Origin of the sequence: Mycobacterium shigaense (assembly GCF_002356315.1) — a bacterium.
Lineage (GTDB): Bacteria > Actinomycetota > Actinomycetes > Mycobacteriales > Mycobacteriaceae > Mycobacterium > Mycobacterium shigaense.
In genome coordinates this window covers 1,989,609-2,008,716 of the sequence record NZ_AP018164.1, presented here as the reverse complement: position 1 = coordinate 2,008,716, position 19,108 = coordinate 1,989,609, and the positions used below count along the sequence as shown (strand labels likewise).

The window sequence follows — 19,108 nt, the reverse complement described above, 5'->3', positions numbered from 1 at the left end:
TGGATTGGTGCTGAAACGTCGATGCCATGCTATCGGGGTCGACCTCGACGAACCCAGGGCATTACTGCTGGCACGCGGTCCTAGGGTTGGTCCGGCTTCAGCCGCACGAACAACGCATCCGCTTCGGTCAGCAGCGTGTCGCCGTCGGTCAACGTGCCGGACACGAAAATTTTGCGGCCGTCCACCCGGTCGATTCCCGCATCGAACTGCAACTCTTTTTCGATCGGCACGATGTGGCGGTAGTCGATCTTCAGGTAAGCGGTGCGCTGCCGCGGGCTTCCGGTGAGCACCGACGCCGTCAGCCCGAGCACGGTGTCGAACAGCATGCCCAGCGATCCGCCGTGCACGGCGCCGTTGCGCCCCAGGTGGAATCGGGCGAAGCGGGCCGTGCCCGCGATCCGGCCGTCCTCGGTTTTGTGCGACGTCAGCGGGATCGTCAGGATGTTGCCGCGCACGGGCAGGTCCATCCGGCGCCCCGACGGCGAATGCCACTCGTCGGCGTCGAACGGGGTCAGCAGCGCCGAGACCTTCTCCAGCAGGTTCGCGGCCTCGGTGATGATGCCGTTGGGCGCGTCGACGGCGCGCGCGTGATCCTGCAGCTTGCGCACCGCATCGATGAATCGGCCGTAGTCAGGCCCGCCCTTGGTCGTCGGTACGGGTGGATTGAATCCCCCGCCGGGGTGCCTGACCTGTTCGCTCGTCACCCCGACACCGTATCCAGCGGCGTGCTACTGCGCGCCTGCAGCCGCCAGGGTCTCGAACTCGTCGTCGGTGAGCGTGATCTCGGCGGCGGCAACGTTTTCCTCGAGATGCGCAACCTTCGAGGTGCCGGGGATCGGCAGTATCACCGGCGAGCGCTTGAGCAGCCAGGCCAGCGCCAGCTGCGACGGCGTCGTGTGATGGTCGGCCGCGATCCGTTGCAGCGGGCCGTCGGGCGCCGCCAGCGGCCCAGCCGCCAGCGGGAACCACGGGATGAACCCGACGCCCTGTTTCTCCGCCTCGTCCAGCAGCGGCTCGGCGCCGCGCGACGACAGGTTATACATGTTCTGCACCGACACGATCTGGGTGATCTGCTGGGCCTCGTTGAGCTGGTCGACGTTGACCTCCGACAGTCCGATGTGACGGATCTTGCCCTCGTTCTTCAGCGTCAGGAGCTCGCCCACTTGGTCGGCCAGCGGGAAGTTCGGGTCGACGCGATGCAGCTGGAACAGGTCTATGGTCTCGACGGCCAGCCGGCGCAGGCTCATCTCGAGCTCCTGGCGCAGGTAGCTCGGATTGCCCAGCGGGACCCAGACGTCCGGCCCGGTGCGCAGCAGACCCGCCTTGGTCGCGATCACCAGCCCGTCGTAGGGGTACAGCGCCTCGCGGATGATGTCCTCCGAGATGTACGGCCCATAGGAGTCCGCGGTGTCGATGAAGTTGACGCCGAGTTCGGCGGCGCGGCGCAGCACCCGGACGCACTCATCGCGGTCGGCGGGCGGCCCCCATACCCCCTTGCCGGTCAGGCGCATGGCGCCGAAGCCGAGTCGGTTGACGGTCAGATCGCCGCCGAGCGTGAAGGTTCCGGATGCGTGGGCAACAGATTGAGTGGTCACGATACCAACCTACGCCGCCCACCCGTCCGCTATTCCCGGCGTGGCAAGCTGGGCTGATGGACCTGGCAGCGCTCGAAGAGCTCCCGCTGACGTACTCGGAGGTGGGGGCGACCGCGTCCGCTGACCGGCCCGCCGGATACGGCCACCTCGCCGTCTCCCGCCAGATCGGTACGGGCCGAACGCGTTTCGAGCGGGCGGCCAACGCCGTCGCGCACTGGGGCATGCAAACCGGCGCCGGCTTGCGGGTGCAGACCAGCTCTCCGACCGTCGTGCTCGACGCGATCGTGGTCGTGACCATGATGGGCGTCCTACGGGCACCCTGTCGGGTGGTCTACGTCATCGAGGAACCCGACATCCGCGGGTTCGGGTACGGCACGCTGCCCGGCCACCCGGAGTCCGGCGAGGAACGCTTCGTGGTCCGGCACGACCCCGCCACCGACACGGTGTTCGCGGAGGTGTCGTCGTTCTCGCGGCCCGCGACGTGGTGGAGCAAGGCCGGCGGCCCGGTAGTGCGGGTGACGCAGCGCCTCATCGCCCAGCGCTATCTGCGCGCGGTGTAGGCCGCCGGGTTAGGAGCCCCAGCCGCGCAGCAGCCGTTCGGCGCCCGCGCACATCTGCTCGATGACCTCGCCCACCGACGCGTCGTCGTGGATCATGCCGACGCCCTGCCCGGCGTCGACCGGGGCGATGCTGCGATCGTCGGCGGCGATCGACGCCGCGAGCTCGTCGCAGGCCGACGGACCCAGCGTCTCCTCGTTGCCCGACCACCGCGCGACGAACTCGTTGGCCAGCACCCGCGCCGGAAACCGGGCCGGCCAGGGCAGGCCATTGGCGACGTCGAAGACCCGTGTGACGACGGTGTCGGTGGACCGCGCCGCGATCAGGGCCTGGCGGCTGCCGTCGCCGGTTAGCGCCTCCGGGCAGGCCGCCAACCGGGTGCCCACCCACGCGCCGCTGGCGCCGGCGGCCAGCACGGCGGCCAGGCTGCGCGCCGAGGCCACGCCGCCGCCGGCTAGCACCGGCACCGACACGACGTCCAGCACGGCGTCGAGCACGGGCAGCGTGCCCAGACTGGCATCTCCGTGACCGCCGCCCTCGGACCCGCGCGCGACCAGGATGTCGACGCCCGCGTCGACGGCCCGCTGGGCTCCTGGCCCGTCGTAAACCTGTGTGACAGTGGGGATTCCGGCATCATGAGCCTTGCCGACCCAGGAGAAGTCGGTGCCGAAGCTCACCGACAGCAGGGCGGGCCGCGCGGCCAGGGCGTCCTGCAGCAGCCCCGCCTCGTTACGCATCACCCAGTCCACCAGGCCGATTCCGAAGCTGCCGCAGACCTGTTGCAACTGGATCTGCAGCAGTTCCCGGGTGGCCACACTGCCCATGCCGACCATGCCCAGGCCGCCGGCGGCGGTGACGGCCGCGGCCAACCGGCCGCCAGCCACCCCGCCCATCGGCGCGTTGAGGATGGGTACCGCCAGGCCGAAGCTTTTCGACCAGGGCGTCGACAACATCAGTGACTCTGCGACGGAATGCTCTTCAACACCGTCAGCATGATCACCGAATCCTCAACTGCCGCAAGGCCGTGCCGTTCCGCCGGAATCGCGACGTAATCGCCGGTCTTGCCGTCCCAGGAATCGCCGCCGGTCGTCAGGCGCACGTGGCCGCGCAGCACCTGCAGCGTCGCCTCGCCAGGGCTGTCGTGTTCGGACAGGTCGTGGCCGGCGAGCAGGGCCAACACGGTCTGCCGCAATTCGTGGGAGTGGCCGCCGTGAATCGTGTGCGCGGCGCGGCCGCTGTGGGATTTGCGCGCCTCGGCGAGCTTTTCGTCAGCCAGGCCGGTCAGGGATACCGATTCCATTGGTGAGTCTCTCCTTGGTGTGTAGGTGGGCCGTTGGGAGTCTCAGACGGTCAGTTGCAGTATCCCCGCCGCGATCAACGCGCCCACCTTGACCACCTCCAGGCCGATGTAGGCGTAGTGCGCCCGGGAGCGGGGTCCCTCCGTTCCGGCGAGCACCATGTCCGAACGGCGGGTCAGCCGCGGGCGGACGACGATCAGCTGAAATGCCAACGCGGCGAACGCGACCGCGAACGCCACCGCGCTGCGCGCGGGCGTCGGGCCGGCCACTACGATCGCCAGCAGGACGAGAGCGAAAACGACCTCTACCGTGTTCAGCGCGCGGAACACCAGCCGCCCGATGCCCAGCCCGATCTGCAGCGTCACGTTGGGCGCGCGAAATTTCAGCGGGGCTTCCAGGAACGAGATGGCCAACACCATGCCGAGCCAAACGAAGGTGACAGCGACGGCGATCGCCGATGCGGTACTCAGTTCCCTACTCCTTCCAGCTTGAGATGCGTCAAACACAGATCCGGTTCGACGAACGCGTCGAGGCGTTCGACGGCGATCGGGGCCTGCCACGTCTCCAGCGCACCCTGCATCAGCCCGAGGTGGATGGGACAGACGACGCTGCTGCGGTGTTCGGCCAGTTCGAGAAACGGGCAATGGCGCAGCCCCACCTGTTGCTCGCCGTCGTAAGACCGCCGCTCGGGGGCAAAGCCGAGCTGTCGAGCACCTCGACCAGGCGGCCGATCGCTCTGTCGGGGCTGGTGGCGGCTTTCGGGTGCGGATCCAGCGTTCGCCCCCAGGCCCGCCCCGCGGCCACCGCCGTGGCGCGCGGATCCTTCGTGGCGCCGACCGCCGCCACGAGAATTTCGGCGAGCAACTGGTAGCGCCGGGACCCGCCGCGGTCCATCCGGCGGACCGCCCGGAACAGCAGCGGCGGGCGCCCCGGGACCCTGCGGCCGGGCGCAACCCGCTCTACCCGACCGTCGCCGACCAGGCGGTCGAGATGGAAGCGCACAGTGTTGGGATGCACCCCCAGCACCCCGGCGATCGCGGCGATGGTCATCGGATCGACCGACCCGCGCAGGACCCGCAGCACCTCGCGGCGGCGACCCGCGGATTCCCCGCCCGACTCGACGATGTGCTCATCCCCTTTTGCATCAGGGCTTTCCGTTGCCGCAGCGATCCACAGAGTTTACACAATTAATATTGGTAATAACCAAGGGCGCCGCTGCCGCAAACCCGGCCGGCGTCCGACGCTGCCGACTTGGGCCCTATCCGCAATGCTCGCGTGACAAAACAAGCGCCGGTTCTGACGTACCTTGACAGCGGCGGATTGTGGCCGAACACAAAGGAGCAGGACGGCTTATGGGGGATGGCCCACCGTTATTCATCGATGCTGACGTAGATATTTTGGCGCGAGACTTCCTGCATTCGCCCTATTCCGGGCCGATTTATGCCGACTGGCCGCTGGATCGACGGTTGCACGCGTTCCTGCGGCGCCGGAGATGCGACGACGGCGATCTGTGCAATATGGTCCTGGACCGCATAATGGCGGCCCGGGGTGCCACGGCCGTTTCTCAAGGCACCAAAGCTGGTTCCCGCAGCGCCCGCTAGACATCGCGTATTCGACACAACTGTCGGCTGGGTCGACAAAGTTGTCGAGAATTCTCGACAGATCGTCGAACTTAATCGACATTATCGTTGGTCTTAATCAACAATTTGCCTGGCATATGTCGACGTGCCCATACAGTATGTGGCGTGTCCGACCGCCCGGAGCAACGCGGCTACCTGCAGGCCTCCCGCGGCCGCCGTTCGTCGCACCATTCCGGCGACGACCGCGAGCAGGCGATCCTGGCCACCGCCGAGCGACTGTTGCAGGAGCGGCCACTGGCCGATTTTTCGGTGGACGATTTGGCAAAAGGGGCGGGTATCTCCCGCCCCACTTTTTACTTCTACTTCCAGTCCAAGAACGCGGTGCTGCTGTCCCTGCTGGACCAGATGAACACCAAGGCGCACACCGCGCTCAAGGCGCTGCGCGGCAAATTGTCCGGCGATCCGGCGGCGCTGTGGCGCGCCCGCGTCGAGGCGTTCTTCGAGGTGTCGGGTTCGCATCGGGCGGTCGCGGTGGCCGGCGCGGCGGCCAAGGCCACCAATCCCGAGGTCCGCCAGTTGTGGTCGACGCTGATGCAGAAATGGATCTCGTTCACCACGCTGGCGATCAAGACGGAGCGCGAACGCGGATCCGCACCCAATACCGTTCCAGCCGAGGATCTTTCGGTAGCGCTGAACATGTTGAGCGAGCGGGTGATGGCCGCTACGTTCACGTCCGAGCAGCCGGCCATTCCCGAGGACCGCGTGATCGACACGCTGGTCCACATCTGGCTGGCCAGCATCTACGAGGATGGTCAGGCCGCGGCCGACACCCGAAACCTGGTGCAGCAAGCCCGCTTTGTCGCTCGAGGTTGATCCGGAAACCGCGTCAGAGCGCGCGCACCAGCGCCGCCCGCCCCTTGGTGCGTATCTTGTGCAACGCCGAGCCGCGGTATTGCTCGATCCGCGCGGCCATCGCGCCCCCAGCTCCTCGAGCTCCGCGTCGGTGATCTTCACCTCCGGCGGGGCCGGTCCAGCCATTCGTGACGTCCGATGGCGGATACCATCTGTCGCTCCGAGCGATCCTTGCAGGCGCTGTCCAAACCGGTGCTCAGGCGGTCCCGACTCGCCGCGGGAGGTCACAGATCGGTATCCGTTCGCGACACTGACGGCGAGGCAACGGGATTGCGGCGAGGGCAAACTTAGCCTTTAGCGGTATCCGACCCAATGTTGTTCTGGGTCGTTGTTCTGGGTCGTTGTTCTGGGTCGCGGTGATTGGCGCCGCGGGCTGAGGAGTGCACACGTGACCGCAATGGACCGGCGGCGCTTCCTGCTCGCCGCGGCCGCGGCGGCCACCGGAGTCTCGTGGCGCCGTGGCGCCGCGGCACGCGCCGATGTCCTCGGATCCGCGCCCGGCCCAATCGTTCCCGCGCCGCCGAAGGTGATGCCGCTGCCTGACCCGGGCTCGCGGGTGGCGCTGCCTGGCACGGTACTCAAGACGCTGCCCGGCGAGGGCGATCTGTTGGCATGGACGGTCGACGACGGTGTCGATAGCGAGGTGGTGCGGCTGTATACGCAATTCGCGAAGGACACCGGGGTGCGGCTCACCTACTTCGTCACCGGGGGCTACCGCTCCTGGACCGAGAACATCGCTGCCCTTCGGCCGTTGGTCGAGTCCGGTCAGATCCAGCTGGCCAACCACACCTGGACGCACCCGGACCTCACCAGGCTGTCGCCCAAGCAAATCGCCGAGGAACTAAAGAGCACCGACGTGTTCCTGCGCAACACCTACGGCGTGGACGCCACGCCCTATTTCCGGCCGCCGTACGGCCACCACAATGCGGCCGTCGACGCGGTCGCCGCGGATCTGGGCTACCGGGTGCCCACCCTGTGGAGCGGCGATCTGCGCGACTCCGCCCTGCTGCCCGAGGACCAGATCGTCAGAATGGCCTACCAGTTCTTCCTGCCGCAGAACATCGTGATCGGCCACCTCAACCACGCGCCCGTCACCCACGTGTACGGGCAGCTGGTCGAAATCATCCGGGCACGCCGACTGCGCACCGTCACGCTCAACGACGTGTTGCTCAAACCCGGAGGTTCGCATCCGGTTTCGAGACATTAAGCCGGGCGCTCAGAGCACGTTCAGGGCCGTGGCGCCGAGCAACCCTCCCGCGACCACCACCGCCGCCGCCGTCGCCGTCGCCTTCCAGCCGAAGGTGCGGGTGACCATCGCAATACCCGGGACGCTGATGACCGGAAGTGTGATCAGCAGCGCCCCAAGGGTTCCCGAGGAGACACCGAGAAGGGCCAGGCCCTGCAGGATCGGTATCTCCCCGGCCGTTGGGATGACGAGCAGCGTGCCGACGATCGCCGCGAGCACGACGATCAGCAGCCCGTGGTGGGCGGGCTGAGTCCACGTGATGAGCCAGCCGCGCAACGCGCCGACCACGAACACCATGATTGCGTATTCCGGCAAGAGAATCAGGCACAGGCCGAGCAACGCCCGCACGAATCCGCTAGCCGCGCCGGCCGTTTCCTCGATCGGCGGACCGACCGACTCGGACGTGGCCGCTGCCGCCCGCCGCCCGCCGGTGACCAGTCCCACCGATACCGCGACGCAGATCACGGTGGCGACACCGACCACCAGCCGCGTCACCGTCCACTGCCATGGTGCGACGAAGAACAGGAAAACCAGGACGGCGGGGTTGAGTAACGGATTGCCGAGCCAGTAGGCAACGGCCGCCGCGGGGCTGACGCCGTTGCGCCGCAACGTGACAGCCACCGGCGCGGCACAGCAGGTGCACATCATCGACGGCATGCCGGCGGCACCGCCGGCCAGTGCGCTCGAAATCAGGTGGCGGCGGTTCAGCACACGCGGCAGCCACGACCTCGGCACCAGCGCCTGAACCGAGGCGCTGATCAGCAGGGCCACCAGCAGCGCCGGCCAGATCGACGAGAGGTACGTCGTAAAAAACGTCGTGGCCGCATGCCAGGTCGGACCATCCCCAGGGTGCACCCCGCCAACGCCGAGGATGCTCGACCCCGACCAGTGGCGGGTGCGCTGGGCTTTCAGAGCTTTGGCGAGGTAGGGCGCCCATTTGGCCCACAGCAAGCCCACCACGAACACGGCGACGGTGAACAGAACACCGATCGCCACAGTCGCACGGCCGCGGCCACCGATCGCGTCGCCCGGTGCGTTCGCCATCTATATCCTAACTCAAACAGACTGTGTCACTTGGTCTTTCGCCCAGCGGTAATCGGCCTTACCGGACGGTGAGCGTTGCAGCCGGTCGCGGAAGACGATCTCCTTCGGCAATTTGTAACGGGCGAGGTGACGCGCGGCCTCGGCGAGGATGCCCTCGGCCAACTCCGCCCGCGAGGCCCGCTCGCCCGCTGCCAGTTGCACGATCGCCACCACTTCGTTCCCCCACCGCGCGCTGGGACGGCCGGTCACCACGACGTCGTAGACGGCGGGATGCTCGGCGATGGCGGCCTCGACCTCTTCGGCGAAGATCTTCTCGCCGGGATTGATGGTGACCGCATCGCGGCCCAGCAACTCGATTTCGCCGTTGGCGGCCCAGCGGGCGCGGTCGCCGGGCACCGAGTGCCGGATCCCCTCGATGACCGGGAACGTCCGGGCGGTCTTGTCCGGATCGCCGAGGTACCCGAGCGGGATCGGGCTCTGCTGGGCCAGCCAACCGATTTCGTCGTCACCCGGCGACAGGATCCGGGTGATGTCCTCGCTGACCACCACCGCCCCGGGGTTCGGCGCGAACCGGCCGCTCGCGCGGTGCCCGCGGCTGGACACCTGGCCCATCTGCGAACCGGATTCCGAGGAGCCGCCGGCGTCCAGAATCGTCAGTTGCGGCAGCAGCTCGACGAACCGCTGCTTGAGCGGCGCACTGAGTGCCGCCCCGCCGGTGACCAGCACCGTCAGCCCGGACAGGTCGTAGTCGCCGGATTCGAGTTCGTCGACCAGCGGCCGCCCGAACGCGTCGCCCACGATCGACAGCGACGCCACCCGTTCGCGGCTGGCCAGCGCCCACGCCTCGGCCGGATCGAAATGAGTGGTCGTCGACGCCATCACGAACGGCCGGCCGCCGCACAGGTTGATGAAGGCCGCCCATTGCGCCGCGCCGTGCATCAACGGCGCGCAGGTCATCGAGCCCGGCGCGGCGACGCGCGACCGCTCGACGATCTCGTCCAGGCCGCTGACCACCTCGCCGGTGCCGTAGCTGCGTCCACCCATGGCGTTGACGTAGATGTCGTGCTGGCGCCACAGCACGGCCTTGGGCATCCCGGTGGTGCCGCCGGTATAGAGCACGTACAGGTCGTCCGGCGACGGCGTGATATCCAGCGCATCGTCGGAAACCTCCCCGGCGTTGAAGGCCAGCAGCTCCTCGTAGCGCACCGCGCCGGGCAACGGCGCGTTCCCGGAGCCGTCGTCGACGTGGATCAGCCGCGGCGGCGGCAGCCCGCCCTTCTCGAGCGCCTCGGCGAGCGTCGGCGCGAACCGGGCGTGATACATCACCGCGTCCGCGCTCGCGTTGCCGAGCGGGTAGACCAGTTCGTCGGCGACGTAGCGGTAGTTCACATTGAACGGCGCCACGCGCGCGTGGTAGGCACCGAGCATCGCCTCGAGGAATTCGTTGCAATTGGCCATGTATAACCCGAGGTGGCTTTGGCCGGATTCGTACGGCGCCAACTCCGAACGTTCGCGATGCGCGCCGAGACCCCAGGAATTCAGTGCGCGGGCGAATCGGCGGGCCCGTTCGTCAGTTTGCGCGAAAGTGAACCGTTGATGTCCAAACACAACGCAATCGCGTTGTGGGTTCGCCGCCGCCACCGCCGAGAACACTTGGGCGAGATTGAATTCCACTGCACTCCTTTAACCCAACCGGCCCGGTGAAGCGCGGCGAGAATCACGCTACAACAGCGTTTCGCGCCAGATGTCACGCACCGGAATTCGATTCAGCATTAGTCTCGGGGTCGTGTACGGAGCCAGTCAGGCCGGATACCGCCGATACGTCGCCCTCGGCGACAGCCAGACCGAGGGGCTGTGGGACGGCGACGAGACCACCGGTCTGCTCGGGTTCGCCGATCGGCTCGCCGTGCTGCTCGACTCGCTGTATCCGGGATTGCAGTATGCCAACCTCGCGGTGCGCGGCAAGCTGCTGGGCGACGTGCTGAGGGAGCAGATCCCGGAGGCGCTGGCGATGGAACCGGACCTGATCACCGTGTGTGCCGGGATGAACGACGTCATCCAGCCCGGCCGAAACTTCGGCCGTGCGCTTGCCGAACTCGATTACCTCTACGCGACGCTCGCCGAGTCGGGGGCGACGGTGGTGACGACGACATTTCCCAACGTCGCGCAGTTCCTCCCGTTCGGCTGGATCGTGTCCAAGCGGCTGGCCCGCATCAACTTCGCGATCCGCGCGTCCGCCGCCCGCTACGGCTTCCCGCTCGTCGACCTGTACAACGCGGCGTCGATGCGGGACTGGGACACGTGGAGCTATGACCGCGTGCACGCGTCGCCCAAGGGTCACATCCTGTTCGCCGCCGCGGCCGCCGAAGCCCTGAATCTGCCTGACAGCAACCATGATTGGGCCAAGCCGCATCCCGATCCGACGCAGTTGTCGGTCGCGGCCGGCGCCTACGGAAAGCTGCGCTGGACGCAGGACAACTTCTTCCCGTGGGTGTGGCGGCGGATGCGGGGCATGTCCGCGGCCGACGGGCGATTCGCCAAGCGCCCGCAGCTGGAACCCGTCAACGCGCCACCCGCGCCGCACCGGGGCGCGCAGACCGAAGACATTGCGCAGGGCGGACACCCGTGAGGCATCCTTAGTCCATGAACGTGGAGGCCTTGCTGCAGTCGATCCCGCCCCTTGCGGTCTATCTGGTGGTCGGCGGCGTGGTCGGCGTCGAAAGCCTCGGCGTTCCGCTGCCCGGGGAAATCATGTTGGTCAGCGCAGCGCTGATGTCCTCCCACCACGACCTGGCCGTCAACCCGCTGGGCGTCGCGATCGCTGCCATCATCGGTGCGGTCATTGGCGATTCGATCGGCTATTCCATCGGGCGCCGATTCGGTTTACCGCTCTTCGACAGGCTGGGCCAGCGCTTCCCCAAGCATTTCGGCCCGGGACACGTGATGCTCGCCGAAAGATTGTTCAACCGCTGGGGAATTCGGGCGGTCTTCTTCGGACGTTTCATCGCGTTGCTGCGGATATTCGCCGGCCCGCTAGCCGGCGCGCTGAAGATGCATTACCAGCGATTCCTGGGCGCCAATGTGTCGGGCGCCATCTGCTGGGCTGGCGGCACCACCGCGCTGGTCTATTTCGCCGGGATGGCCGCCGAACGCTGGCTGGAGCGGTTCTCCTGGATCGCTCTCGTCATCGCGGTAATCGTCGGGGGCATCGCCACCATCGTGCTGCGCGAACGGACCGCGCGTGCGATCGCCGAACTCGAAGCCGAGCACGCCCGCAAATCCGGGGAAGCCCCGGCAGACGCGGTCTAGCCGACCGCCTCGCCGGCGGCGGTCAGCGCCGGGGGCGATGCTCCTCGATCAGACCGCGTGCCATCTTCTTGGCCCGCAGCGCGGCATCCAGATCGCCCACCGCCGCCAGCACGATGGCGCCCTTCATCAGGATGTGCCAGGACGAGGCGAAGCCCTCGACGTCGCGCAGGCCCGCGTCGACGGCTCGGCTGCGGACGATGTCGCGGACGTGGTCGATGTGCGTGACGCAGGCCTGGCCGGCGGGGTGGTCGGGGCCCAGTTCCAGCAGCACGTTGATGAACGAGCAGCCCTCGTAGCCGTTGCGCAGCTGAAACCAGTCGTGCAGCACGTCGAAGATGGCCAGCAACCGCTCCTCGGGCGTGTGGCCCCGCGCTTCCGACTGCGCCTCGACCAGGCCGTGGGTCCATATCTCTTCCCGCCGCTGCAGGACGGCCAGCACCAGGTCGTTCTTGGTCGCGAAATGGCGGTATAGCGTCGCCTTGGCCACGGCCGCGCGCACGATCACCTCGTCGGTGCCCACGGCGCGAATACCGCGCTTGCTGAACAGCTCGTATGCGGCGGTCAAGATGCGCTCCCGTGCCGACGCATTGGGCGGCGCGACATGCGAAGTCGTCATAGCAAGACTTACCGTTCTCTTAGCCCGACCCAGGTAGACAGACCGCCCTGTCTCGTTATACAATAGAGGTTCGCAGTGTGCGAAATTTGTCTGTCTTCAGACGGCAGGACGGACCAAGATCGCGGCGCCAGCGGCGCCGGATTAGGAGTCCACCATGAGTCCCGTGATCACCGAATCCGCTCCCACCGGGCCCAGCCCGCCGCTGATGCTGAGCAGCCGTCTGATCTACGAGCTGGGCGACCCCACCAGCACCCTGAGAGCCACCACCGATCGCCGCGGCCCGGCCATCGTCATCAGTGCGGGCGGCGAGATCGACGCCTGCAACGAGCACACCTGGCGCCACCTGCTCGCCGAGGCGGCAAGTGTCGTCGCCACACCCGGACCGTTGGTGGTCGACGTCACCAGCATCGATTTCATGGGCTGCTGCGCCTACACCGTGCTGGCCGAGCAGTCGCAACGCTGCCGTGACCGCGGCATCGAGGTGCGGCTGGTCGCCCATCAGCCGATCGTGACCCGAATTGTCGACGCCTGCGGGCTGTTTCGTGCGTTGCCCATCTACCCCACCGTGGACTCCGCGCTCGCGCTCTAGTGAGCCGCTGAGCGCCAAGTCGAAAGTGTTGGGCAAGAACTGATTTCCCTATGAGCGACCTGCCGACGGTCGGCGCCGAAGAGGAGTTCCTTCTCGTCGACCGACAGACGGGTGAACCGGCCCCGCGCAACGCCGACGTGGCCGCCGAAGCCGAACGCCGTGGCGTCACACTGCAATTGGAGCTGAGTAGCTGCCAGGTGGAGACGACGTCGGGCGTGGCGCACACCAGTGCCGAACTCGGTGTGGAGCTGATCCGGCTGCGGCGCGGCGCCGCACAGGCCGCGCAGGCCGGCGGGCTGCAACTGCTGGCGCTGGGGCTTCCACCGGCCACCCCGCACGAGTTACCGGTCACCGACACCGAGCGGTACCAGCGCATCGGTGCGCAATTCGGGATGGTCGCGCACGAACAGGGCATCTGCGGATGCCACGTGCATGTGGAGGTGCCCGACCGGTCAGCCGCCGTCTACGCCGGCAATTGGCTGCGGCCGTGGCTGCCGTCGCTACTGGCGTTGTCGGCCAACTCGGCGATCTATCACAATGCCGACACCGGTTACGCGAGCTGGCGCAGCGTGCTGTGGCGGCGCTGGCCGGCCGCCGGGCCGCCGCCGCACTTCGCGTCCGCCGAGGAGTACGACGACACCGTGCGCATGCTCATCGACACCGAGGCGATCCTGGATCACAAGATGATCTATTGGGACGTGCGCCCGTCGGCGGACTTGCCGACGGTGGAGGTCCGGGTTGCCGACGTCCCGGCGACGGTCGCCGAGACGGTGCTGCTCGCCACCCTGATCAGGGCGGCGGTGATGACGTCTCTGCAGGCACGCGACCGCGGCGAGGAGCCGCGGCGGCTGCCGCCCGCAGCGCTGCGCGCGGCGTACTGGAAGGCCGCTCACGACGGATTAGCCGGTCGCACAATCGATTTGGTGCACAGCCGTGCCGTGTCGGCGCGTGAGCAGCTCGGTGCCCTGGTGCGGGAGGTGCACCCGGCTCTGGATGCGCTCGGCGAATACGACCGCGTCGTCGACGAACTCGACCGCATCGCCGGCCAGGGTAACGGCGCGATGCGCCAGCGCTCGGCGTGGCGCCGGCGCGGCGAGGTGCGCGACGTCCTCGCGGAGGCTGCGGCCGCCACGGTGGGCTGACGGCGCCTCGCTTGTGCGTCCAGGACATTGCGTGTGCGTCCAGGGCGTTGCGTGTGCATCCACGGCGTTGCGTGTGCGTCCACGGCGCCAATCCCCCCTTGAGGCCAAGCCGAAAATCCCGCCGTAGACGCACTCGCAAATCCACAAGGGCACACTCAACGCCGGGAACGCACACTCAACGCCGAGGGTGCAGACGGCGTCACACCGTCAACAGCCGCCACAGCCCGATCAGGCCGACCAGCACGATTACGTAGCGCAGCGCTGTCGGGGACAGCGCGCGGCCGTAGCGCGCACCGAGCCACCCCCCGGCCAGCGAGCTCACCGCGATGATCCCGGCGACCGGCCAGCAGATCCGATCGAAGGCGACCAGCGTATAGCCCAGCGCCGCAACGATATTCACCACCCATGCCAGCAGGTTCTTGGCCGCGTTCATGCGTTGCAGCGACTCGGGCAGCAGGGCGCCCATCACCCCGACCAGCAAGATGCCCTGCGCGGCGGTGAAGTAACCGCCGTAGACGCCGACGGCGAAGGTCCCGACGACCAGCAGTGCCTTGCGCCCCGGCGTGATGTGTTCAGGATGACGCCCTGCCTCCTCGGCTTTGCGGCGCGCCCACGACTGGATGCGCGGCCCGGCCACCACCAGCAGCAGGGCGAGCACCAGCAGCCCCGGCACGACCTGAGCGAACACCTTCGCCGGCAGGTGCAGCAGCAAATATGCCCCTAACACCGCGCCCGCCAACGAGGCCGGAATCTGCCAGCGCAGTCGATCCCACTGACCGCCCAGCTCGGCGCGGTACCCCCAGGTTGCCGAGAGGCCGCCGGCCACCAGACCGACCGCGTTCGACATCGTGGCGGTCACCGGCGGATAACCCAGCGCGACCAGAGTCGGGAAGGTGACCAGGGTGCCAGATCCCACGAGGGCGTTGATGGCGCCGGCAACCAACCCGGCCAGGCCGATCAAGATCATGTGGTAAGGCGACACCGCACTAGACACTAGTCGGCGCGCTGGATCGCCAAGCACGCCGGGTGATTTCAGGCGCGGCAGCGCCGAGGATGTTACTCGGGGAAGCCGAAGAGCGCGACCACGCCGTGATCGCGTCCGGCGGTGTAGCCACCGTCGACGGCGATGGCCTGACCACTGACGAACGACGCGTCGGGCGACAACAGGAACGCCGCCACCGCCCCGACCTCCTCGGGCCGGCCGAGCCGTTGCAACGCGTGCTCCTTGGTGATGGAGGCCAGCGGCCCTTCCATCCCGGGCAGCCCGAAGACGCCGCGGGCCATGGGCGTGTCGATGAAACCGGGGCAGATGACGTTGGCCCGAATGCCGCTCGGCCCGTAGTCGAGCGCGATGTTCTTGGTGAGCAGCACGACCCCGCCCTTGGCGGCGTTGTAGGAGCTGCCGCCGGCGGTGCCCTCCAGGCCCTCGATGCTGGCGACGGTCACGATCGAGCCCCGCTCCCCGTCGACGCGTTCCTGCTCGATCATCCGGGCCAGGGCCGCCTTGGCCACCAGGAAGGTGCCGGTCAGGTTGGTCCCGATCACGCGATCCCACTCGCCGCGATCGAGCAGGTGCACCGGGCCGCCGCCGGCGACGCCTGCCGCGTGGAAAACGCCGTCGAGGCGGCCGGGCACCGCGGCCAAGACGGCGGCGATGGCGTCCTCGTCGGTGACGTCCGCGGCGACGAAGCGGAAGTCGGGTCCCAGGTTGGGCGGGGACGTCAGGTCGGCGCCGATGACGGTGCCACCCTCGGCCAGCAAGCGCTGCGCGGCGGACAGGCCGATACCCGACGCCGCGCCGGTCACGATGAACGTCCGCGAGCGAGCCCGTTCGGCATCCACCATGTCTGACTCCTTTGTCGGTTTGCCGCAGCCATGTTGACACACCGCGTGGCCACGGGGTCCCCCGCAGTCTTCGATAAGCCAGGTGTATCAGGCGATAGCGAGCCAATCATGGACAGCGTGACGCCAGCCCAGTGAAATGGGTACATGACGGGCGGACCTCCCGCCGCCCGACCGCAACAGAGGAGTCTGACCATGCGCGTCGTCTCAAGAGCAGTGCGCCCCGTCGCGTTCGCGGCCGCGGTGACCGCGGCGATCGCCCTGACCGGCGCCCTCACCGGCCCGGCGGTGAGGCTGACCGCGGCCGACGGAGTCGAGGTCGCGCCGGGTGTCTCGGTCACCCCGGCGCCGGGCTGGTCGGTCGGCAACCAGGGGCCCGGCTGGGTGCTGCTGCACAACGTGTTCTCCAGCGCGGAGATGGAGGTCCGGGTCAAACCGGCCACCGGGACGGATCCCGTTGCCGTGCTGCAGGACGACATCAACAACCTGGGCGCCACGGTGACCGGCCTGAGCAACGTCAAAGACCTGTCCGCGCCCATCGCGACCACGGTGGCAGGGGCGAACTTTCAGAAGAAAGCCTTCATCGACTACACGGCTGACGGGGCGTCGCAGCTGGGCGCGATTCCCGTCATCGGTGCCTTCATCGAGCTGCTGAACCCCTCGACCCATCAGTCCGCCTTCATCGTCTTCACGCAGAACGGCGATGCCACCACGCACGTCGACGCCGACGGCGGAGCGATGATCGACTCGATGCTGTAACCGCGGGCGTCCGGTGGCCCCGCCGTGGCATGCGGCGGGACCACCGCGTATCAACGACAGGGGAACACATCACCACCCAGCGGAGGGCCGATGCCATCAGCCGATACCACGACCGGCACCACCGAGACGCTCGTCGGGATGGTCGAGCGCCATGTTCAGCAGCGGCCCGATGACGTCGCGATCCGCTTCGGCGAGCTGCGGTGGTCCTGGGCGCAATGGGCGCAGCGGATCCAGCGGGCCGCGGGCGCGCTGCAAGCCGCGGGCCTGCGGCGCGGCGAGTGCGTGGCGTTCCTCGACAAGAACCACCCGGCGTGTTTGGAGACCTTCCTCGCCGCGTCGTCGATCGGCGCGGTGGCCACGATCGTCAACTGGCGGATCCTCGGGGATGAACTCGCCCATGTGCTCAACGACAGCGGCGCGCGTGTGCTTCTGGTCGGGGCGGAATTGCACTCCGCCGTCGACGCGATCCGCGCGCGGGTGCCCGGCGTGGAGCGCGTCATCGTGGTCGGCGGCGACGAGGACGAGTACGAACCCCTGCTGGACGCGGCCGCGCCGCCCACCATCTATCCGGATGTCGGCGACGACGACGCTGCCCTGACGATCTACAGCTCGGGGACCACCGGGCGCCCCAAGGGCGTGCAGCTGACTCAGCGCGCACTGGTGAATCACATCGGGAATCTGGCCGCGCCGATGCCGTTTTCGGACGGTGACGCCAACCTGGTCGCAATGCCCCTGTTCCACGTGGGCGGGATCGCCTATGCGTTCTTCGGTATCCGCGCCGGCGTACCGACATTCCTGACGCGCGAACCCGAGGCCGCCACCCTGATCGGCACGGTGAAATCCGGTGCGACACATGCGTTTTTCGTGCCCCCGGTGATCGCCCGGTTCCTCGACGCCGGGGAGGCCGCGATCGACGCCCTCTCGGGTTTGCGCTACGTGGTCTATGGGGCGGCGCCCATGCCGCTGCCATTGCTTCAGCAGGCGCTCGCGGCCTGGCCGGAGATGAATTTCGTTCAGGTGTACGGGCAAACGGAGTTGTGCGGCGGGATTGCGACGCTGGGCGCCGAGGAGCATCGCGACGCCGACCGCCCGCACCTGTTGGTATCGGCCGGAAAAGCCGCGCCGGGCAACGAAGTTCGGATTGTCGACCCCGATTCCGGCAATCAACTGCCCACCGATGCGGCCGGCGAGATCTGGGTGCGCAGCGACCAGCGGATGATCGGCTACCTGAACCGGCCGGAGGCCACGGCCGAGACGATCACCGCCGACGACTGGGTGCGCACCGGCGACATCGGCCGCCTCGACGCCGAGGGCTACCTCTATATCGAGGACCGGCTGAAGGACATGATCATCACCGGCGGCGAAAACGTGTACGGGCCCGAGGTGGAAAGCGTGCTGATCGAGCACCCCGCCGTCACCGACGCGGCGGTGATCGGGGTCCCCGACGACCACTGGGGCGAATCCGTCAAGGCGATTGTCGTCACCACCGGCGCGGTCGAAGCCGGCGACATCATCGGCTTCTGTCGCGAGCACCTGGCCGGCTACAAATGTCCGCGCACCGTCGACTTCGCCGCCGAACTGCCCCGAAATGCCAGCGGGAAAATCCTCAAAAACCAACTCCGCGAACCATATTGGCAAGATCGCGCGCGTCGGGTATGAGGCTGGCGCCTGGGGAGAGGGCAAACTCAGCGCGACCGCGGCCCCGCGGTGTTGTAGCCTGCCCGTGCGCCGTAAGCATTCACTGCAGGGACAGTCAGGGGCGACGACATGAGTGAGCAAGTAGACGCGCACCGACAAAAATGCGCGATCAGTGTGCTCGGGGGCCCGACGACGGTCATCGACATCGCAGGGCGCCGGATCGTGCTGGATCCGACGTTCGACCCGCCCGGCCCGCACGACTACCTGGAGAAGCTCACCGGCCCCGCAGTGAGTGCCGAGTCGCTGGGGCAGATCGATGCAGTGCTCATCAGCCACGACCAGCATCCCGATAACCTGGACAACGCCGGCCGCAAGCTGGCCGAGGGCGCACCGCTGATCGTCACCAACCCCGGCGCCGCGAGCCGATTCGGGCCATCGGCGGTGGGGTTGCAACCGTGGCAGTCCTACTACCTGCCCGGCGGCCCGGGACGTATTGCGGCACAAGCGGTTCCGGCCGTGCATGGCCCGGCCGACGGGATGCGCGACATGAAAGGGCACGTCAACTGCGAGGTCACGGGATTCGTGCTGTACGGGCCCGGCCTGCCGACCATCTATCTCAGTGGTGACAACGCCTCGATGAGCGCGGTTGGCGAGGTGGCCGACCGCGTCGCCGACATCGACATCGCGGTGCTGTTCGCCGGGGCGGCCAGCGTCCCGGCCAAAGAACGCGGCCGGCCGCTGACGCTGACGTCGGCCCGCGCGGCCGCGGCCGCGGAGGTCCTCGGCGTCAAGGTCGTGATCCCCGCCCACGTCGATGGCTGGGCCCACTTCAGCGAGGGCCCCGCCGAACTCACGGCGGCGTTCGATCAGGCGGGCATCAAACGGGTGCTGCGCACGGCACCGCACGGCGAGTGGATCGACCTGACCTCGCTCGACCAGGACTAGGCACGCAACCGCCGCACAGGCATCCCTCGGTCCGC

Annotated in this window: 20 protein-coding genes and 2 pseudogenes; 10 read left to right on the top strand and 12 right to left on the bottom strand. The window is 68.1% G+C overall.

Annotated features, from left to right (window positions below; translation table 11 throughout):
• Nucleotides 1-80 precede the first annotated feature (80 nt).
• Together MSG_RS09570 and MSG_RS09565 are read right to left on the bottom strand one after the other, a co-directional pair.
• Complete coding sequence (locus MSG_RS09570; RefSeq protein WP_096439097.1) at nucleotides 81-704, bottom strand: PaaI family thioesterase; 624 nt, start codon at nucleotides 702-704, stop codon at nucleotides 81-83.
• 24 nt (nucleotides 705-728) lie between these two features.
• Nucleotides 729-1,595, bottom strand: coding sequence for an aldo/keto reductase (locus MSG_RS09565; protein WP_373421127.1), 867 nt, complete (start codon nucleotides 1,593-1,595; stop codon nucleotides 729-731).
• A gap of 56 nt (nucleotides 1,596-1,651) precedes the next feature.
• On the opposite strand from MSG_RS09565, the gene MSG_RS09560 reads away from it, so the two are divergent.
• Nucleotides 1,652-2,155, top strand: a complete 504-nt coding sequence (locus tag MSG_RS09560; RefSeq protein WP_096439093.1) for a DUF1990 family protein — start codon at nucleotides 1,652-1,654, stop codon at nucleotides 2,153-2,155.
• Between the two features lie 9 nt (nucleotides 2,156-2,164).
• Here MSG_RS09560 and MSG_RS09555 read toward each other — a convergent pair whose 3' ends face one another.
• The 4 genes and pseudogenes from MSG_RS09555 to MSG_RS09540 all read right to left on the bottom strand — a co-directional run bounded on the left by MSG_RS09555 (nucleotide 2,165) and on the right by MSG_RS09540 (nucleotide 4,501).
• On the bottom strand, nucleotides 2,165-3,106 hold the full coding sequence (locus tag MSG_RS09555) for an NAD(P)H-dependent flavin oxidoreductase (RefSeq protein ID WP_096439091.1): 942 nt from the start codon (nucleotides 3,104-3,106) through the stop codon (nucleotides 2,165-2,167).
• Nucleotides 3,106-3,453: a cupin domain-containing protein gene (locus tag MSG_RS09550; RefSeq protein WP_096439089.1), complete on the bottom strand. Its 348-nt coding sequence runs from the start codon at nucleotides 3,451-3,453 to the stop codon at nucleotides 3,106-3,108. Before MSG_RS09550 ends, MSG_RS09555 begins: the two co-directional genes overlap by 1 nt.
• Before the next feature lie 42 nt (nucleotides 3,454-3,495).
• Nucleotides 3,496-3,921 (bottom strand): hypothetical protein, encoded by a 426-nt coding sequence (locus MSG_RS09545; protein WP_096444290.1) that lies wholly within the window; start codon nucleotides 3,919-3,921, stop codon nucleotides 3,496-3,498.
• A pseudogene (locus tag MSG_RS09540) lies at nucleotides 3,918-4,501 on the bottom strand (helix-turn-helix transcriptional regulator). Before MSG_RS09540 ends, MSG_RS09545 begins: the two are co-directional and overlap by 4 nt.
• A 695-nt stretch (nucleotides 4,502-5,196) precedes the next feature.
• Here MSG_RS09540 and MSG_RS09530 point away from each other — a divergent pair.
• A complete protein-coding gene (locus MSG_RS09530) occupies nucleotides 5,197-5,904 on the top strand; it encodes a TetR/AcrR family transcriptional regulator (protein WP_096439086.1) in 708 nt (235 codons plus the stop codon).
• Nucleotides 5,905-5,917: 13 nt separating this feature from the next.
• On the opposite strand, the pseudogene MSG_RS09525 reads toward MSG_RS09530, so the two are convergent.
• Nucleotides 5,918-6,060 (bottom strand): annotated as a pseudogene (locus MSG_RS09525) (hemerythrin domain-containing protein); the annotation flags it as partial.
• A 280-nt stretch (nucleotides 6,061-6,340) separates the two neighbouring features.
• Between MSG_RS09525 and MSG_RS09520 the strand changes: the two are divergent.
• The gene (locus MSG_RS09520) at nucleotides 6,341-7,150 is read left to right on the top strand and encodes a polysaccharide deacetylase family protein (RefSeq protein WP_096439084.1); all 810 of its coding nucleotides are present in this window, start codon (nucleotides 6,341-6,343) and stop codon (nucleotides 7,148-7,150) included.
• A 9-nt stretch (nucleotides 7,151-7,159) separates the two neighbouring features.
• Here MSG_RS09520 and MSG_RS09515 read toward each other — a convergent pair whose 3' ends face one another.
• The gene (locus MSG_RS09515; RefSeq protein WP_096439082.1) at nucleotides 7,160-8,233 is read right to left on the bottom strand and encodes a permease; all 1,074 of its coding nucleotides are present in this window, start codon (nucleotides 8,231-8,233) and stop codon (nucleotides 7,160-7,162) included.
• Nucleotides 8,234-8,245: 12 nt separating this feature from the next.
• Nucleotides 8,246-9,907: an AMP-binding protein gene (locus tag MSG_RS09510; RefSeq protein ID WP_096439080.1), complete on the bottom strand. Its 1,662-nt coding sequence runs from the start codon at nucleotides 9,905-9,907 to the stop codon at nucleotides 8,246-8,248.
• Between the two features lie 70 nt (nucleotides 9,908-9,977).
• On the opposite strand from MSG_RS09510, the gene MSG_RS09505 reads away from it, so the two are divergent.
• Complete coding sequence (locus MSG_RS09505) at nucleotides 9,978-10,862, top strand: SGNH/GDSL hydrolase family protein (protein ID WP_096439078.1); 885 nt, start codon at nucleotides 9,978-9,980, stop codon at nucleotides 10,860-10,862.
• 14 nt (nucleotides 10,863-10,876) lie between these two features.
• The gene (locus MSG_RS09500) at nucleotides 10,877-11,542 is read left to right on the top strand and encodes a DedA family protein (protein WP_096439076.1); all 666 of its coding nucleotides are present in this window, start codon (nucleotides 10,877-10,879) and stop codon (nucleotides 11,540-11,542) included.
• Between the two features lie 22 nt (nucleotides 11,543-11,564).
• Here MSG_RS09500 and MSG_RS09495 read toward each other — a convergent pair whose 3' ends face one another.
• Nucleotides 11,565-12,158: a TetR/AcrR family transcriptional regulator gene (locus MSG_RS09495; RefSeq protein ID WP_096439074.1), complete on the bottom strand. Its 594-nt coding sequence runs from the start codon at nucleotides 12,156-12,158 to the stop codon at nucleotides 11,565-11,567.
• Between the two features lie 154 nt (nucleotides 12,159-12,312).
• On the opposite strand from MSG_RS09495, the gene MSG_RS09490 reads away from it, so the two are divergent.
• Together MSG_RS09490 and MSG_RS09485 are read left to right on the top strand one after the other, a co-directional pair.
• Nucleotides 12,313-12,747: an anti-sigma factor antagonist gene (locus tag MSG_RS09490; RefSeq protein ID WP_232011203.1), complete on the top strand. Its 435-nt coding sequence runs from the start codon at nucleotides 12,313-12,315 to the stop codon at nucleotides 12,745-12,747.
• A 50-nt stretch (nucleotides 12,748-12,797) separates the two neighbouring features.
• Nucleotides 12,798-13,889 (top strand): glutamate--cysteine ligase, encoded by a 1,092-nt coding sequence (locus tag MSG_RS09485; protein WP_096439072.1) that lies wholly within the window; start codon nucleotides 12,798-12,800, stop codon nucleotides 13,887-13,889.
• A 199-nt stretch (nucleotides 13,890-14,088) separates the two neighbouring features.
• Here the strand turns inward: MSG_RS09485 and MSG_RS09480 are convergent, their stop codons facing one another.
• Complete coding sequence (locus MSG_RS09480; RefSeq protein ID WP_096439070.1) at nucleotides 14,089-14,871, bottom strand: sulfite exporter TauE/SafE family protein; 783 nt, start codon at nucleotides 14,869-14,871, stop codon at nucleotides 14,089-14,091.
• 74 nt (nucleotides 14,872-14,945) lie between these two features.
• Complete coding sequence (locus MSG_RS09475; RefSeq protein ID WP_096439068.1) at nucleotides 14,946-15,734, bottom strand: SDR family NAD(P)-dependent oxidoreductase; 789 nt, start codon at nucleotides 15,732-15,734, stop codon at nucleotides 14,946-14,948.
• Nucleotides 15,735-15,926: 192 nt separating this feature from the next.
• On the opposite strand from MSG_RS09475, the gene MSG_RS09470 reads away from it, so the two are divergent.
• From MSG_RS09470 to MSG_RS09460, 3 genes are all read left to right on the top strand, one after another.
• Nucleotides 15,927-16,490: a hypothetical protein gene (locus MSG_RS09470; protein WP_232011202.1), complete on the top strand. Its 564-nt coding sequence runs from the start codon at nucleotides 15,927-15,929 to the stop codon at nucleotides 16,488-16,490.
• Between the two features lie 90 nt (nucleotides 16,491-16,580).
• The gene (locus MSG_RS09465; protein ID WP_096439066.1) at nucleotides 16,581-18,149 is read left to right on the top strand and encodes a long-chain-fatty-acid--CoA ligase; all 1,569 of its coding nucleotides are present in this window, start codon (nucleotides 16,581-16,583) and stop codon (nucleotides 18,147-18,149) included.
• Nucleotides 18,150-18,257: 108 nt separating this feature from the next.
• Nucleotides 18,258-19,073: an MBL fold metallo-hydrolase gene (locus tag MSG_RS09460; RefSeq protein ID WP_096439064.1), complete on the top strand. Its 816-nt coding sequence runs from the start codon at nucleotides 18,258-18,260 to the stop codon at nucleotides 19,071-19,073.
• Nucleotides 19,074-19,108 lie beyond the last annotated feature (35 nt).

Excerpts from the sequence above, each read along its gene's own strand:
- MSG_RS09560 (WP_096439093.1), top strand. The coding sequence starts at position 1,652 with ATGGACCTGGCAGCGCTCGAAGAGCTCCCGCTGACGTACTCGGAGGTG.
- MSG_RS09555 (WP_096439091.1), bottom strand. The coding sequence starts at position 3,106 with ATGTTGTCGACGCCCTGGTCGAAAAGCTTCGGCCTGGCGGTACCCATC.
- MSG_RS09550 (WP_096439089.1), bottom strand. The coding sequence starts at position 3,453 with ATGGAATCGGTATCCCTGACCGGCCTGGCTGACGAAAAGCTCGCCGAG.
- MSG_RS09520 (WP_096439084.1), top strand. The coding sequence starts at position 6,341 with ATGGACCGGCGGCGCTTCCTGCTCGCCGCGGCCGCGGCGGCCACCGGA.
- MSG_RS09515 (WP_096439082.1), bottom strand. The coding sequence starts at position 8,233 with ATGGCGAACGCACCGGGCGACGCGATCGGTGGCCGCGGCCGTGCGACT.
- MSG_RS09505 (WP_096439078.1), top strand. The coding sequence starts at position 9,978 with ATGTCACGCACCGGAATTCGATTCAGCATTAGTCTCGGGGTCGTGTAC.
- MSG_RS09500 (WP_096439076.1), top strand. The coding sequence starts at position 10,877 with ATGAACGTGGAGGCCTTGCTGCAGTCGATCCCGCCCCTTGCGGTCTAT.
- MSG_RS09495 (WP_096439074.1), bottom strand. The coding sequence starts at position 12,158 with ATGACGACTTCGCATGTCGCGCCGCCCAATGCGTCGGCACGGGAGCGC.
- MSG_RS09490 (WP_232011203.1), top strand. The coding sequence starts at position 12,313 with ATGAGTCCCGTGATCACCGAATCCGCTCCCACCGGGCCCAGCCCGCCG.
- MSG_RS09485 (WP_096439072.1), top strand. The coding sequence starts at position 12,798 with ATGAGCGACCTGCCGACGGTCGGCGCCGAAGAGGAGTTCCTTCTCGTC.
- MSG_RS09475 (WP_096439068.1), bottom strand. The coding sequence starts at position 15,734 with ATGGTGGATGCCGAACGGGCTCGCTCGCGGACGTTCATCGTGACCGGC.
- MSG_RS09470 (WP_232011202.1), top strand. The coding sequence starts at position 15,927 with ATGCGCGTCGTCTCAAGAGCAGTGCGCCCCGTCGCGTTCGCGGCCGCG.
- MSG_RS09465 (WP_096439066.1), top strand. The coding sequence starts at position 16,581 with ATGCCATCAGCCGATACCACGACCGGCACCACCGAGACGCTCGTCGGG.
- MSG_RS09460 (WP_096439064.1), top strand. The coding sequence starts at position 18,258 with ATGAGTGAGCAAGTAGACGCGCACCGACAAAAATGCGCGATCAGTGTG.